The organism is Blastomonas sp. (genome assembly GCF_041747255.1).
Classification (GTDB): domain Bacteria; phylum Pseudomonadota; class Alphaproteobacteria; order Sphingomonadales; family Sphingomonadaceae; genus Blastomonas.
In genome coordinates, this window is the sequence record NZ_JBGTFM010000343.1 from 14,522 (window position 1) to 27,893 (window position 13,372).

Here is a 13,372-nt window from a genome sequence, read left to right on the forward strand (position 1 = left end):
ATAGTGTTCCTGCCCCGCCGCTTTCTGGCATGGTGTACCAAATTGCCATTGATCAAATTGGGAGGCCCCTGATGGCCGAGCGCGATCCAACCGACAGCCTGACGCCCGACTGGGCGGCGTCACGCACGCTGCGCGCCCATGAGATCCGTCGCAAGATCGTCACGCATATCGCCGCCAAGACCACTGACATGGCCGAAGGACCGCTGCCGCTGCACAAATCGGTCTACACCGGCGGGGCGCGCTTTGCCGCTGAGCGCGAGCATCTGTTTTTGCGCCAGCCGCTGGTCGCGGGCCTGACCGGCGATATCCCGCAGCCGGGTGATTATCTGGTGTTCGATGCCGCCGGGCCTTCCATCCTGGTCATTCGTGGCAAGGATGGCATTGTGCGCGCGTTCCGCAATATGTGCACGCATCGCGGTGCCAAGCTGGTGGAGCAATCCGAGCCGTTCACCGGAAAGGCGAGCCGCCTGACCTGCCCGTTCCACGCGTGGACCTTCAACAATCTGGGCGGGTTGATCGGTCAGCCGGGCAAGGCAGGCTTTGCCGGATGCGACATCGGCGCGCGCGATCTGCTGCCGCTGCCCTGCACCGAGCATCTGGGCCTTATTTTCGTGCGCGCCTCAGAAGGCGAGGCGATCGATGCTGCCGCGCATCTGGGTGACTTTGCCGACGAGCTTGCATTGCTTGAGCTGCATAAGGCGGTGCCGGTGAAGAAGGGCATTCTCCATGCCCAATCCAATTGGAAATTCTCGCTCGACACCTATGGCGAGGGCTATCATTTCGCGGCGCTGCACGCCTCGACGATCGGCCAGACGCATTACAACGACATCGCCGTGGTTGACCGCTTCGGCCTCCACCACCGCATCAACTTTCCTGACAATTCGCTGGGCAATTTGGTCGGCCTGCCCGAGGCTGATTGGCCCGAGACCGAATATGGCGGCGTGCACTATCTATTCCCCAACACGATCATCTTCTTTGGATCGATCACCCCGGGGGTCTATTTTACACAGGTGTTCCGGCTGTTCCCCGATGGCGTCGGCAAGACGCGCTGCCAGTTCGGCGTCTATGCCCCGTTCGGCGTCCACAGCGACGACTATCGTGGCATTTGCGAGATGGCCTATGATGCCACCGCCGAGGTGGTGCAGGCCGAGGACTACCGGGTGGCAAGCCATGGCTATGCCAATCTGCTGACCGCGCCAGAGGATTTTCACGTGGTGCTCGGCGCGAACGAATGCGCGCCGCAGGCGGTGCACAGGCATATCGCAGACGCGGTCGGCATGCCTTTGTAAGCAATAGCGTTAGTTTCCCGTGCGAAAACACGGGGAACGCCAGAAGAGAATGAAGCAAGGAGAGAATGACCCATGGAAAATCCGAGCCGGAGCTACGCTGCTGATCGCTGCCCCGCGATCACCGTGGACGAGATTCTGGACCTCGACAGCCGCACCGTTCCGCCGCAGGTGCGCGATGACAGTTGGCGCGATCTGGGCACCGGATCGGTCAGTGCCGACCGCTATACCAGCGCCGCGTTCTTTGAGGCTGAAAAGGCGCGGATGTGGCCCAATGTTTGGCAGATGGTGGCGCGCGAAGACGAGATGCTGCAGCCGGGCGATTATGTCGTCTACAACAACGTCGGCCGGTCCTATCTGATCATGCGGCAGGAGGACGGATCGGTAAAAGCCTTTCACAACGTCTGCCTGCATCGCGGCCGCAAGCTGCGCACCGAAAGCGGCTCTGCCGACGAGTTGCAATGCCCGTTCCATGGCTTTTCTTGGGCGAATGACGGCGCGATCAAGCACATCCCGTGCGCGTGGGATTTCGAGCATCTGCAAAAGCAGGACATGAGCCTGCCCGAACTGCGCGTCGAACGCTGGCAGGGCTTCATCTTCGTTTGTGAAAGCACCCGCCAGGTGTCGCTGCGCGATTACATCGGCCACGAAGTGTACGACCGCTACAGCCGCTGGCGGCTCAACGAATGCTATACCGCGCTGTGGATCGGCAAGGTGGTGAACGCCAACTGGAAGGCAGTATCAGAGGCGTTTATGGAAGCCTGGCACTCCATCGTCACGCATCCGCAGATCCTGCCTTATACCGGCGATGCCAACACCCGCTATTCGATGTGGGGTGACCATGCCAATCTGGCGTTGACCCCGTTCGGGCTGCCCAGCCCGCATCTGGCGGCAGACAACCTGTCGCAGGATGATATCATTGCCGCCTTCAGCCGCACATCTGGACGTTCAGCGTCGCTGCAAGGGCGCAAGCTGAGTGACGGGGAAACCGCGCGCAGGGCGATGGCAGAGACCAATCGCGCCAATTATCTCGACGCGCTGGGCTATGACAGTTCGGACGTATCGGACAGCGAGATGCTCGATGCGTTCACCTATAACATCTTCCCCAACCTCTCGCCCTGGGGCGGGTTCGTGCCCAACATCGTCTACCGCTGGCGGCCCTGGCCCGACCAGAACGCGACGCTGATGGAGGTCCGTCTGCTGGCGCGCAAGGCCCGCGATGCCGACATGCCCGAGGCCGCCGAAATGCGCTTCCTCGGTGCGGACGAACCCTGGGCCACGGTTGCCGAATGGGGCGCGCTGGGCGAGGTGTTCGATCAGGATATGGAAAACCTGCCCTATGTGCAGGAAGGCCTGATCGCCTCTGCCAACAACCGGGTCGAACTGGGCCGCTATCAGGAAGGGCGTATCCGCCAGTTCCACCAGACGATGGACAAATATCTGGCGGGGCAATTGCCTTAAGCCCGGATCGCCCCCCCCTTGCGCACGACGGTTATGTGAGATCGCTCGACGTCGCGCGAGAACACGCAGGGCGCGAACAGGAGTTGAAAGACCAATGAGCTTCACAGGCCCCCTCGAAGACCAGATCGCCATCCGCGCGCTGATCGACAGCTATACCGATGCCGTGTTCCGCCGCGATGCCAACGCGTGGGGCGCGACATGGGCCGATGACGCGCAATGGGGGCTGATGGGCACGCAGGTGCGCGGGCGCGAGGCGATTGTCGCGCTGTGGCTGCAGGCCATGTCGGGCTTCCCGTTCGTGGCGTTTTTCGCGCAGGTCGGCAGCATCGCCATCGACGGCGATCGCGCGACGGGCCGGGTCTACACGCACGAATTTCTGGAGCTGGCCGACGGCAGCATCAGCCATCCGATCGGCCTTTACAACGATATCTACGCCCGCACCGCCGACGGCTGGCGCTTTGCCGAGCGGCATTTTTCTATCCTCAGGGAGACGCACAAACCATGAGCACAGGCTTTACAGGAATCGTGATTGCCGGAGAGGTCGATTTTCCGCCCGAAAACCGCGCGCAGGCGCTGGCTGGCGCTGGCGACCTGATCGCCATGGCGCTCGCCGAGCCGGGCTGCCGTCATTATGCCTGGAGCGCCGACCCGCATGATCAGGGCCGCGTACACGTATTTGAAGAGTGGGACAGCGCCGACGAACTGCAGGCGCATCTTGACGGTGACGCCTATCGCGGCATGCTGGCGCATCTCGCAGGCTTCACCATCCTGAAGGCCGACACCCGCAAATACCGCTTTGACCTGAAGGAGCCGGTCTATGGCCCCGACGGTGTCGCCACCGCCCATTTTGTGACTGGAGCCAGCGCATGACCGATCTATCCGGAAAAACCGCCATCGTCATCGGCGCGGCGGGTGAGCAGAACATGGGGCAGGCGATTGCGCGAACGCTTGCTGCAGCGGGCGCGAAGGTGATCGTATCGGGCCGCAAGCCCGAGCCGCTCGAAGCGCTTGCTGCCGAAATCGGCGGCGAGGCAAGCGCCTGCGACCTGACCCGCCGCGCCGATGTCGATGCGCTGTTCGATGGCGCGCATAACCGCCACGGTCAGGTCGATATCGCGGTCAATGCCACCGGTTGGGGATTGATGAAACCCTGGGCTGACATGACCGACGATGACTTGCAGTCAATGGTGGCGCTGCAGTTCATCGGCATCCACCACATGCTGAACGCCTGTCTGCGCACGATGACCGGCGGTGGATCGGTCATCCAGATTTCGTCGGCGACGACGACCTGCCCGATTTACGACCACGCCGCCTATATCGGCACCAAGGCCGGATCAGAAGCGCTGATCCGCTGCTTTGCCAACCAGTACGGGCCGCAGGGGATCCGCGCCAACATCGTATCGCCGGGGCTTACCGCAACGCCGATGGCCGCTGGCGCGCTTGCCGCGCCGGGGCTTGAGGCGGCGTTCGCCAAAGAATATCCGCTCGGACGCATCGGCACGGTCGATGACATCGCGCATACCGTGCTCTGGTTGTGCGACGACCGCACGTTCCTCACCGGGCAGAACATCCAGACCAACGGCGGGCTGACGCTGCGGCGTAACCCGCGCCCCGAGGAGATCGCCGCAGCGGTTGGCGCGGCGATGGCGGCGCAGGCGCAATGAGCGACCACCTGCTCTCGCTTGCGTCGGGGGTTTTGCCCGAGTTTACACCGGAGCAGACCGCTGCGGCGGCAGTCGCGGCGGGCTGGCCGGCGGTGGGCATCTGGGTGGAGCCTGCGACATGGACGAGCGCGATTGCGGCGGACGTGCGCAGGCGGGTCGAGGACGCCGGGGTCATCGTGCTTGATGTTGAGGTCATCTGGCTGAAGCCGGGCGCGGACGACCCCGATCACCTGCGCATCATCGATGCGGGCGAAGCCATCGGCGCGCGCAACGTGCTGGTAGTCAGCTCGGACCCCGATCCGCAAGCGACCGCCGACAAGCTGGCGCGCCTCGTTAAACACGCCGCCTCCGCAAAGATGCGGGTGTGCCTTGAGTTTGCCGCGTTCACCGAAGTCAAAAGCCTGGCCGCCGCGCTCGATATCATCGCGCGCAGCCATTCTGATACTGGCCTGCTGATCGATCCGCTGCATTTTGCGCGCACCGGCGCCACGCCCGACATGCTGCGCGGCATCAATCCGCACCGCCTGCCCTATGCGCAGTTTTGCGATGCCGCCGCGACCGGCCCAGCCGCCGAAAATGTCCCCGCGATCATCGAGGAAGCACTCGATCTACGGCTTGATGTCGGCCAGGGGGCATTGCCGCTCAAGGCGCTGCTGGACACGATGCCCGCCCAGATTCCGCTGAGCATAGAATTGCGCTCCAAGGCATTGCGCGATGCTTATGGGGATCCGGACGCGCGGGCTGCGGCGCTGCTGGCGGCGACGCGTCAGGGGCTGCAGGCTCTGTCAGGCTAGCCGCATCCCGCGCGCCAACCTGCGCAAGGGCCCGCCCAAACTCACCCGATCGAACCGATGACATCGCCGATGTTGTAGGTCTGGCCCTCTTCGCCAGTCACGCGCAGCACGCCCGATTCCTGCGCCTCGATCTCGGTCGAGGTCTTGTCGGTCTCAAGCGTATAGAGCACGTCGCCCTTTTCAACCGTCTCGCCGTCACCGAACATCCATTCGATCAGCGTCACCTCGGTCACGCTCATGCCCAGCTTGGGGATGCGGATATCGTGCGCCATCAACGCGTCCAACCCATGGTCGTGCGGATTGCGGCTTTGACCGCGTCCTTGCTTGGTATCCATGCCTGTTCGAGCACGCTGGCCATTGGCACGGCAGAGAACGCGCCGCCCACCCGCTGCACCGGGGCTTTCAGCTCGTTGAACAGCGCCTCGTGCAGCCGCGATGCAATTTCCGCGCCGGTTCCATAAGCGCGCACCGCCTCGTGCAGCACCACCGCGCGGCCCGTCTTGCGCACCGATGCCAGCACGGTCGGCTCGTCATACGGCGCGATGGTGCGCAGGTCGATCACCTCAACCGACACGCCCTCGGCGGCCATCTGTTCGGCAATCTCGAGCGCGTCGAGCACGGTGCGGCCATACGTGATCAGCGACACATCGCTCCCCTCGCGTGGCACCGCCGCCTTGCCCAGCGGCACGCGGTGATCAACGCCTGGGTCGTCCGACTTGAGCCCGTAGCACAGGATGTTTTCGATGAAGATCACCGGGTCGTTGCATTCGATGGCGCTGCGCATCAGCCCCTTGGCGTCGGCAGCGTTCGATGGCGTGACGATCTTCAGCCCGGGCACATGCGCGAACCATGCCTCCAGCATATCCGAATGCTGGCCGCCGAAGCCGACGCCGACGCCGGTGGTGGTGCGGATGACCAGCGGCACGTTGGTCTGCCCGCCGCTCATGAAGCGCAGCTTGGCAGCGTGGTTGACGATCTGGTCCATCGCCACGGTGACGAAGTTCATCAGCATGATCTCGGCAATCGGGCGCATCCCCGCGACAGCCGCGCCGACACACGCACCCATGATCGCCTGTTCGGAGATCGGCGTCGCGCGAATGCGATGTTCGCCATATTTTTCAGTCAGGCCCGAGGACACCTTGAATACCCCGCCGCCTTGCTTGGCGGCGACATCTTCACCCAGCAGGATGACGCCTTCGTCCGCAGCCATCGCCTCATCAATGGCTGCGTTGAGCGCCTGCACCATGGTGATCTGCTTGACCTTCGCCTCGGAGGCCTTGGCCTCCAGCGTTGCAGCATCGCTCATGCGGCAATCTCCTCTTCGAATACATCCTTGCGGATTTCGTCCGCATCGGGGAACGGACTGTCGAGCGCGAACTGCACGGCAGCGTCCACGTCCTGCGCAAGCCCGGCGACGATGGCATCCAGCTCGCTTTCAGTGAACTGATGTTCCAGCATCAGCGCGCGCAACTTGGGCAGCGGGTCCTCCGCCTTCATTTCCGCGATATGGTCGGGCGGCATGTACGAAAAGTCTGCGCCGAAGAAATGCCCCATCATCCGGTAACACATCGCCTCGATCAGCGTAGGGCCCTCGCCCGAGCGCGCGCGGTCGACAGCTTCCCTGGCGACCTGATACATGGCCAGTGCATCGTTGCCGTCAACCTTCATGCCCTTCATGCCATAGGCGGCGGCGCGGGTGACGATGCTGTCCACTTTGGTGTGGTCGGCAAAGGCGGTGTGCTCGCCATAGCGGTTGTTCTGGCAGAAGAAGATGACCGGCAGCTTGTAGAGCTGCGCCATGTTCATCGCTTCGTGGAATGCGCCAATGTTGGTCGCGCCATCGCCAAAGCAGGTGACGGTGACCTTGCCATCGCCCCGGTTCTGGCTGGCCATGGCAAAGCCGTTGGCGATCGGCAGGCCGGATCCGACCACGCCAGTGGTGACCATTACACCGGTGGCGGGATGGGTGATGTGCATCGACCCGCCCTTGCCTTTGCATGTGCCCGTGGCGCGCCCGGCGATCTCGGCGATCAGCAGGCCCAGCGGCACGCCCTTGGCGATCTGGTCATGCTGGCCGCGATAGGTGGTGACAAGATAGTCGTCCTCGTTCAACGCCGCCATCATAGCCGCAGTCACCAGCTCCTGCCCGCGCATCGTGTAATAGATGGTGGCGAGCTTGCCGCTCATCAGCAGCGAGCGCATCGTCTCGTCGAACTGCGCCACCTTCATCGTGCGGGTGTAAATATCGAGAAGCTTTTCACGATCTATGGTCATGTCAGGCGATCCCTGTCTGGGCGTTGAGGCTGGCAGTCGCGCTGGGGCGGGCAGCGACCCGCGCCGACCAGGCCTGCAAATTGGCAAGCTCCTCCGGCAACGGCTGGCCAACCTGCTTGCCGAACTCTGTCAAGCAATAGAGCAGGATATCGGCGAGCGTGAAACGCTCACCCGCCAGCCACGTCTTGTCGCCGATGAGCGCGTCGAACGCGGCCAAGCCATCGCGCGCAGATGCTTTGAGGCCATCGGCGGCCTCGGGCAAGCAACGCATCCGGTTCTTAAACATCGGCAGGCCTTCGGCACCGCGAAATGCGGTGGTCATCGGGGCGACCACGTCATAATCGAGCCTGCGCACCAGCATGTTTGTCACCGCGCGCTCCTCCGCCGTGCTGCCAATCAGCGGCGGCGCTGGGAATTTCTCTTCGATATAGGCGCAGATCGCGGTGCTTTCGGACAGATGGGTGCCATCGTCCATCTCAAGCAGCGGCAATTGCCCGAAAGGATTGAGCGCGACAAAATCCGGCTGGCGGTTTTCGCCTTTCATGATGTCGACAAAGGCGCGGTCGATGACGGCGCCCTTTTCTTCCAAAAACATCAGTACGACGCGCGGATTGGGGCCGATCGATTGATAGAGCTTCATAACCGTCCTTTGCCGATCAGAATTGCACGCGCTGGGTGAAGCCGCCGTCGATGACGACGTTCGCCCCGGTCATATACGGGCAGGCCGGGCTGGCGACGAAGACGATGGCCTTGGCAACCTCTTCGGGCTCGCCAAACCGGCCCATCGGCATCTTGGCAAGCGTGCCTTCATACAGCGCGGGAACCACGCCCTTGATCATCTCCCAGTTGCCGCCTGGATATTCGATCGCACCGGGCGAGATGCAGTTAACGCGGATGCCCTGCGCGGCGAACGCCTGCGACAGCTGCGAGCCGTAGGTGATCAGCGCGGCCTTCAGCGCGTTGAACGCCTGTGGCGCAACGAACGTCTCCAGCGCGGCGGTGGACGACATGAAGATGATTGACCCGCAGTCCGATTCGGTCAGCGCCGGGGTCAGCACCTCGACCCCGTGCACCGCATTCATGATGTCCATGTCCAGGCATCGCTGCCAATCGCCGGTTGCCCCCTGCCCCGATGCGCTGGCGGTGTGCACGAAGATATCGCAGCCGCCCAGCGCTTCGACCGACGCGGCGAGCCATGCCTTGTAGCCTTCAACATTGCCGGTGATGTCGATGGCGGTCCCGAACACCCTGCCGGTGCCGGCGGCATCGATCTGCGCCACCGCTGCATCGACCTTGGCCTGCTCGCGCGAGAGGAAGGCGACATCGGCGCCTTCGGTCGCAAATTGCCGCAGCGCGGCCAGCCCGAGGCCATGCGCGCCGCCGTTGATGATGACTTTCTTGCCAGCAAGTCCCAGATCCATCGCCGCGCTCTCCTCAACTGTGTTTTGCTTGGATGAGAGGGTATCGGAAATGCCAAGTCCCGGTAACCAGCAAAAATGACAGCTTGCATGCACGGCAGCCGGTTACGTGATGCGCTTCGCCTCATCCGGCAAGGCCACCAATGCGCTGCTCACGATGGGTATCACGTGACGCCGGCTTGCGGCATTCAGAGAGCCGTTGAACGAACGACTGCAAACTGGGCACGTAGCCGAACGGCGGCTGGTGCTGCGTCGGGCTGGTGATGGCGGAAATCGTATTGCCCAGCCGCGAGCGCTGATTGAGATTGTTGAAGAGCGGCTCGATGAGGTCGCGCCAATTGTATTTGGCTCGGTCAGCCTCGCCGACATTGCCGCCGATCCCACAGCCGGCAGCGTCACCGCCCGTGAAACCTCGCCGGTGGTTGGCCTGCCCGCCAATATGGGAGATAAAGCGCCAGTGCGGAACGAGCGTTCAGTGGTGTGCGGCGTCGTAAACTCGGCTTAAGACCCCATGCACAGGTTTGCGTCACACTGCGGCGACGTGTCACCAGCCTGGGTCGCTCCTATTGTGGCCTGCCACCTAAAGCTGTGTACAACGCAATGGCGTTGTTGAGGGCATCCTGGTGCGAGAGGACATAGGAGTCCTTTACTTCCAGTCTGCGGCGGTCGGCGATCAGAACGGTCCCGAAGTCATCGCTGCCCTCGGCGAAGCGGCGCCGCGCCAGATCAGCGGTGCGTGCAGTGATCTGCTGTGATCGCTCAAGCAATGCCGCTCGCTCGGCCGTCGCTGTCGTACCCGCAAGCGCGTTTTGCGCGCTGGCCAAAGCCCCCAACAAGGTCTTGCGATATTGATCGACTGCTTCTTTTTGCTCTGCAGTCGCACGATAAACCTGTCCCTTGAGGCGGCCACTGTCAAATATCGTTGCCAGAACGCGCGATGCCAGCGCAAAGCCGGGACTGAATATGCCGCCATTGGCTGCGCTGTCCACGAATGCACCTGCCGATATCTCAATGTCAGGAATAAATGCTGCGCGCGCGCTTTGAACATCGCCTTCGGTCGCCTCGATGATAGCCGCCGCCGCCAGCATATCAGGCCTTCGGGTAACCAGCATTGCCGGCTGCAGCGGCATGAATTGTGGTGTCGTGAATTCCGCCAGACTGGCGGGCTGAAGGCTGAAAAGCGGTGCCTCTTCGCCCACCAGCACTGCCAGTGCATTCAAGGTTCGGATTTGTGCCTCTTGCAGTCTCGACAACTCGACAGCAAGGCTGTTGGCCTCTGCGGCCTGCAACCCCGCGTCGACCTCGCTGATGATCCCTTCCTTGGCGCGCAGTCCCAGTGTGCGCTCAAATTCTCTGGCGTTGGCCAGCGTCTGCTCGGCGATCGCGATCCGGTCACACAAAGCGGCGTAATCGACATATGCGGATGCCACCGCTGCTTCGATATTGAGGCGCATGGCCTGCGCCTCATAGCCTGCTGCGCGATAGCGCGCGAAAGCTGATTTCTTGCCGGCCTTGAGCCTGCCTGACAGATCAAGGGTGTACGTCAGATCAAGGTCGCCCGCGATGTAGGTGTCTCGAAAGGCATTATCCCCCGCACCGCCGCGTGCGTTTGATTCAGCTCTTCCAAAGGCTTCCAGCGCCGGTCCATTGGCCGCTCTGGCAATCCGAAGGTCTGCTGCTGCCTGTGCGATGCGCGCATTGGCAATGGCGATATCAGTATTTGCAGCACGCGCCTGATCAAGCAAATCATCCAGCCTGGGCGAACCGAACGCCGCCCAGTCGAGGGCGGCGCCGGGTATGTCAGCCTGGGCAGGAAAGGCTGCTCCGCTGGCATGTATCGCCCAGGTTGCGGAATGAATGTCGGGCGCAACCGCCAGCTGCACGCTGGGCGCGCATGCTGCCACCGCTCCTGCAAAGGAGACCAACGCTGCAACACCAAGTGCCCGGGTTATCTGTGCCTGTCTCATACCCATCCGTGATGAACGCCGGATTGGACGTTTCTGTCGATGCTATTAGCCGCAATAAGTTACAAAAGCCGAAACCGTTGGTTTTCCGATCGTTAATCACGTTTTGAGACTTTCAGCCTAGACCTGCGCAGATGCAGACAACAGGCGCAGCATGAACACTCCGCTCTTCCGGCAGGAAGTGATCGACGCCGGTCGCCAGCGGCTGACCGGAACGGTGGTTGCCGCCGTTCCGCCGTCGGCGCGCATCTACACCACGTTCATCGTGTTGGTGGTGTTTGCGCTTGGGATATTGCTGACATTCGGCAGCTACGCCAAGCGGGCGCAGGTGCGCGGCCTTATCGCCTACTCGCAAGGTGTCGCACGAATCACGCCTCCGGGCGAAGCCAAGGTTGAGAAGGTCCTCGTGCGCGAAGGTGCCAAGGTCGCGGCCGGTGCTGAGCTGTTAACGATCTCGCTGACGCAGGGCCGCGATGCTGACGGCGAAGGCATGGCTGGTCAGCTCATGCAAATCGACCGGCAGTATGACGAACTGCGTCGTCAGAAGGATCTGACAAGCCTTTTGGGCTCGACCGAGACAGTCTCGCTGCAAAACCAGCAGCAAAGCATCAGCCAGTCGCTGGAATCGCTGCTGCGCCAGGAAAAGCTGATGGCTGAGCAGATCCGCTTGAATGACGCGCAGTTGTCACGGTCACAACGGCTGATGAAACAAGGCGCTGCGACCAAGGCCGAACTCGAGGAAAAAGAGGCTGCACTGCTCTCGCGAAAGCTGGATCGGGAGGCGCTTGCCGAGCGGATCATCACGCAGCGCGAGTCGCTCAAAACGGTGGAAGCACAGATTGCCGCGCGCGGGATCGGCGCGGATCAATCGGGATCACAGATTACTGAACGCATGGCGGCGCTGGCCGAGCAGCGCGCGCGGCTGTTGCGGCAGGACAAGCTGACGCTCACGGCCCCCATTGCAGGGTCGGTCGGCGATCTGGCGGTGATGCCTGGCCAGCGCGTTGATGCAACGACCGTACTGGCCGCGATCGTCCCTGCCACCGGAACGTTGGAAGTGCAGCTCTATGCGCCTTCCAGTGCCGTCGGGTTCGTCAAGCCTGGTCAGAAGGTGCGGTTGATGTTCGACGCCTTCCCTTATCAAAAATATGGCACCAGCTCAGGGACAGTCACATGGGTTTCATCCGTGCCTGCCCCCTCCGCCGGATTGACGCAAGGCACGGCTGGCGAACCCGTTTTCCGGGTGAGGGTGACCATCGATCCCGATCAGGCCACCCAGAGGTTCCAGTCTGGCCAGCTTCGCGACGGCATGACGCTGACCGCAAATCTGATCCTTGAGGACCGCAGCCTCTGGGAAGTGTTCTTCGGACCTGTTTTCAAGGCGGTCGGATCATGACTGCGCTAGAATGGCCATGGTCGCGCGGCATGCGGCCTATGCTTCAGGCCGAAGCTGCTGAATGCGGGCTGGCGTGCGTCGCAATGGTTGCCGCGCACCATGGCCACAAGGTAAACATCGGCGGATTGCGGCGGCAATATCCTATATCGATGAAGGGTGCGACGCTGGCCCAGCTCATCGAGATCGCCTCCCAGTTGCACCTGGCCCCCCGTCCGCTGCGACTTGAGCTGGAAGAACTTGGCAAGCTGGCAGTTCCCGCCATCCTGCATTGGGACCTCAACCATTTTGTCGTTCTGGAACGCGTCGACACGCGCACCATAACCATTCTCGATCCTGCCACCGGGCGCCGCGAGGTCCCGATGGGAAAGGTCAGCAAGCATTTCACCGGCGTCGCGCTGGAGCTGTGCCCGACAACAGATTTCAAACCGATCGATGCCCGGGTCAAGCTGCACCTGTCTGATCTGTGGGGGCGTCTGGTCAACTTCCGCAGTGCGATTACGCAGGTGCTGTTGCTTTCGCTTCTGCTGCAGATGACGGCATTGGCGCTGCCGTTCTTCATGCAGCTGACCATCGATGAGGCAATCGGGCAAAGCGATGGCAATCTTGTCATGCTCCTCGTGGCAGGTTTCGGCCTGGTTTATGCAATCAACATCCTCATTACGGCGCTGCGTTCGTGGGTTGTGCTGACGCTTGGGCAGATGATGTCTTTTCAGCTGGGCGGAAACATCGTGCGCCATATGCTGCATCTGCCGACCCGCTATTTTGAAAGTCGCCATGTTGGTGACCTGATGTCGCGCCTGCGCTCAGTCGAACCGATTCAGACCATCCTGACGCAGGGGATTGTCAATGCGCTTATCGATGCAGTGCTGGCCATCACGACGCTGATCGTCATGGCGTTGATCAGTGTTCCGCTGATGATCGTTACCGTCGCTACAACCTTGCTCTACGTCCTTTTCAGGGCCGCAATTTACCCTGCAATCCGTCGGCGGACCGAGGAAGAGATTATCGCCGAAGCGCGGGAAGACACTTATACGATGGAAACAATGCGTTCCATGCGCGCCATCAAGCTCCACGTGAACGAGGCCGTGCGTGAGGCAGGATGGCGCAACCGTTAT

15 protein-coding genes are annotated in these 13,372 nt (G+C 62.2%); 9 read left to right on the forward strand and 6 right to left on the reverse strand.

The window, feature by feature from the left end; all coding sequences use genetic code 11:
• The first annotated feature begins 71 nt into the window (after positions 1–71).
• The 6 genes from ACEW8G_RS11695 to ACEW8G_RS11720 all read left to right on the forward strand — a co-directional run bounded on the left by ACEW8G_RS11695 (position 72) and on the right by ACEW8G_RS11720 (position 5,205).
• The gene (locus ACEW8G_RS11695; RefSeq protein WP_373488595.1) at positions 72–1,289 is read left to right on the forward strand and encodes an aromatic ring-hydroxylating dioxygenase subunit alpha; all 1,218 of its coding nucleotides are present in this window, start codon (positions 72–74) and stop codon (positions 1,287–1,289) included.
• A 72-nt stretch (positions 1,290–1,361) separates the two neighbouring features.
• Positions 1,362–2,747 carry an SRPBCC family protein gene (locus ACEW8G_RS11700; RefSeq protein WP_373488596.1) on the forward strand — a complete coding sequence of 462 codons (1,386 nt, stop codon included), beginning with the start codon at positions 1,362–1,364 and terminating at the stop codon, positions 2,745–2,747.
• A 94-nt stretch (positions 2,748–2,841) separates the two neighbouring features.
• Positions 2,842–3,252, forward strand: coding sequence for an SgcJ/EcaC family oxidoreductase (locus ACEW8G_RS11705; protein WP_373488597.1), 411 nt, complete (start codon positions 2,842–2,844; stop codon positions 3,250–3,252).
• Positions 3,249–3,617, forward strand: a complete 369-nt coding sequence (locus ACEW8G_RS11710; protein ID WP_373488598.1) for a putative quinol monooxygenase — start codon at positions 3,249–3,251, stop codon at positions 3,615–3,617. Before ACEW8G_RS11705 ends, ACEW8G_RS11710 begins: the two co-directional genes overlap by 4 nt.
• Complete coding sequence (locus ACEW8G_RS11715) at positions 3,614–4,411, forward strand: SDR family NAD(P)-dependent oxidoreductase (RefSeq protein ID WP_373488599.1); 798 nt, start codon at positions 3,614–3,616, stop codon at positions 4,409–4,411. The genes ACEW8G_RS11710 and ACEW8G_RS11715 overlap by 4 nt, the downstream gene beginning before the upstream one ends.
• Complete coding sequence (locus ACEW8G_RS11720) at positions 4,408–5,205, forward strand: sugar phosphate isomerase/epimerase family protein (protein WP_373488600.1); 798 nt, start codon at positions 4,408–4,410, stop codon at positions 5,203–5,205. Before ACEW8G_RS11715 ends, ACEW8G_RS11720 begins: the two co-directional genes overlap by 4 nt.
• Before the next feature lie 41 nt (positions 5,206–5,246).
• Here the strand turns inward: ACEW8G_RS11720 and ACEW8G_RS11725 are convergent, their stop codons facing one another.
• Genes ACEW8G_RS11725 through ACEW8G_RS11745 form a run of 5 tightly spaced genes read right to left on the reverse strand, consistent with a single transcriptional unit; the run spans position 5,247 to position 8,900 of the window.
• Positions 5,247–5,477 (reverse strand): biotin/lipoyl-containing protein, encoded by a 231-nt coding sequence (locus ACEW8G_RS11725; protein ID WP_373488601.1) that lies wholly within the window; start codon positions 5,475–5,477, stop codon positions 5,247–5,249.
• On the reverse strand, positions 5,477–6,511 hold the full coding sequence (locus ACEW8G_RS11730; RefSeq protein ID WP_373488602.1) for an alpha-ketoacid dehydrogenase subunit beta: 1,035 nt from the start codon (positions 6,509–6,511) through the stop codon (positions 5,477–5,479). The genes ACEW8G_RS11725 and ACEW8G_RS11730 overlap by 1 nt, the downstream gene beginning before the upstream one ends.
• Positions 6,508–7,479, reverse strand: a complete 972-nt coding sequence (locus ACEW8G_RS11735; protein ID WP_373488603.1) for a thiamine pyrophosphate-dependent dehydrogenase E1 component subunit alpha — start codon at positions 7,477–7,479, stop codon at positions 6,508–6,510. The genes ACEW8G_RS11730 and ACEW8G_RS11735 overlap by 4 nt, the downstream gene beginning before the upstream one ends.
• 1 nt (position 7,480) lies before the next feature.
• Positions 7,481–8,119, reverse strand: a complete 639-nt coding sequence (locus ACEW8G_RS11740) for a glutathione S-transferase family protein (protein ID WP_373488604.1) — start codon at positions 8,117–8,119, stop codon at positions 7,481–7,483.
• Between the two features lie 16 nt (positions 8,120–8,135).
• Positions 8,136–8,900, reverse strand: coding sequence for an SDR family NAD(P)-dependent oxidoreductase (locus ACEW8G_RS11745; RefSeq protein WP_373488605.1), 765 nt, complete (start codon positions 8,898–8,900; stop codon positions 8,136–8,138).
• Between the two features lie 196 nt (positions 8,901–9,096).
• Between ACEW8G_RS11745 and ACEW8G_RS11750 the strand changes: the two genes are divergently transcribed.
• Positions 9,097–9,402 carry a hypothetical protein gene (locus ACEW8G_RS11750; RefSeq protein WP_373488606.1) on the forward strand — a complete coding sequence of 102 codons (306 nt, stop codon included), beginning with the start codon at positions 9,097–9,099 and terminating at the stop codon, positions 9,400–9,402.
• Positions 9,403–9,460: 58 nt separating this feature from the next.
• On the opposite strand, the gene ACEW8G_RS11755 is transcribed toward ACEW8G_RS11750, so the two are convergent.
• Positions 9,461–10,870, reverse strand: coding sequence for an efflux transporter outer membrane subunit (locus ACEW8G_RS11755; protein ID WP_373488607.1), 1,410 nt, complete (start codon positions 10,868–10,870; stop codon positions 9,461–9,463).
• 145 nt (positions 10,871–11,015) lie between these two features.
• Here ACEW8G_RS11755 and ACEW8G_RS11760 point away from each other — a divergent pair, with 145 nt between their 5' ends.
• Both ACEW8G_RS11760 and ACEW8G_RS11765 read left to right on the forward strand, forming a co-directional pair.
• Entirely contained in the window at positions 11,016–12,257 is a 1,242-nt protein-coding gene (locus ACEW8G_RS11760) for an HlyD family secretion protein (protein ID WP_373488608.1), read from the forward strand.
• A partial coding sequence (locus ACEW8G_RS11765; RefSeq protein WP_373488609.1) for a cysteine peptidase family C39 domain-containing protein occupies positions 12,254–13,372 on the forward strand: 1,119 nt, incomplete at its 3' end. The genes ACEW8G_RS11760 and ACEW8G_RS11765, both read left to right, overlap by 4 nt.

Excerpts from the sequence above, each read along its gene's own strand:
- ACEW8G_RS11695 (WP_373488595.1), top strand. The coding sequence starts at position 72 with ATGGCCGAGCGCGATCCAACCGACAGCCTGACGCCCGACTGGGCGGCG.
- ACEW8G_RS11700 (WP_373488596.1), top strand. The coding sequence starts at position 1,362 with ATGGAAAATCCGAGCCGGAGCTACGCTGCTGATCGCTGCCCCGCGATC.
- ACEW8G_RS11705 (WP_373488597.1), top strand. The coding sequence starts at position 2,842 with ATGAGCTTCACAGGCCCCCTCGAAGACCAGATCGCCATCCGCGCGCTG.
- ACEW8G_RS11710 (WP_373488598.1), top strand. The coding sequence starts at position 3,249 with ATGAGCACAGGCTTTACAGGAATCGTGATTGCCGGAGAGGTCGATTTT.
- ACEW8G_RS11715 (WP_373488599.1), top strand. The coding sequence starts at position 3,614 with ATGACCGATCTATCCGGAAAAACCGCCATCGTCATCGGCGCGGCGGGT.
- ACEW8G_RS11720 (WP_373488600.1), top strand. The coding sequence starts at position 4,408 with ATGAGCGACCACCTGCTCTCGCTTGCGTCGGGGGTTTTGCCCGAGTTT.
- ACEW8G_RS11725 (WP_373488601.1), bottom strand. The coding sequence starts at position 5,477 with ATGGCGCACGATATCCGCATCCCCAAGCTGGGCATGAGCGTGACCGAG.
- ACEW8G_RS11730 (WP_373488602.1), bottom strand. The coding sequence starts at position 6,511 with ATGAGCGATGCTGCAACGCTGGAGGCCAAGGCCTCCGAGGCGAAGGTC.
- ACEW8G_RS11735 (WP_373488603.1), bottom strand. The coding sequence starts at position 7,479 with ATGACCATAGATCGTGAAAAGCTTCTCGATATTTACACCCGCACGATG.
- ACEW8G_RS11740 (WP_373488604.1), bottom strand. The coding sequence starts at position 8,119 with ATGAAGCTCTATCAATCGATCGGCCCCAATCCGCGCGTCGTACTGATG.
- ACEW8G_RS11745 (WP_373488605.1), bottom strand. The coding sequence starts at position 8,900 with ATGGATCTGGGACTTGCTGGCAAGAAAGTCATCATCAACGGCGGCGCG.
- ACEW8G_RS11755 (WP_373488607.1), bottom strand. The coding sequence starts at position 10,870 with ATGGGTATGAGACAGGCACAGATAACCCGGGCACTTGGTGTTGCAGCG.
- ACEW8G_RS11760 (WP_373488608.1), top strand. The coding sequence starts at position 11,016 with ATGAACACTCCGCTCTTCCGGCAGGAAGTGATCGACGCCGGTCGCCAG.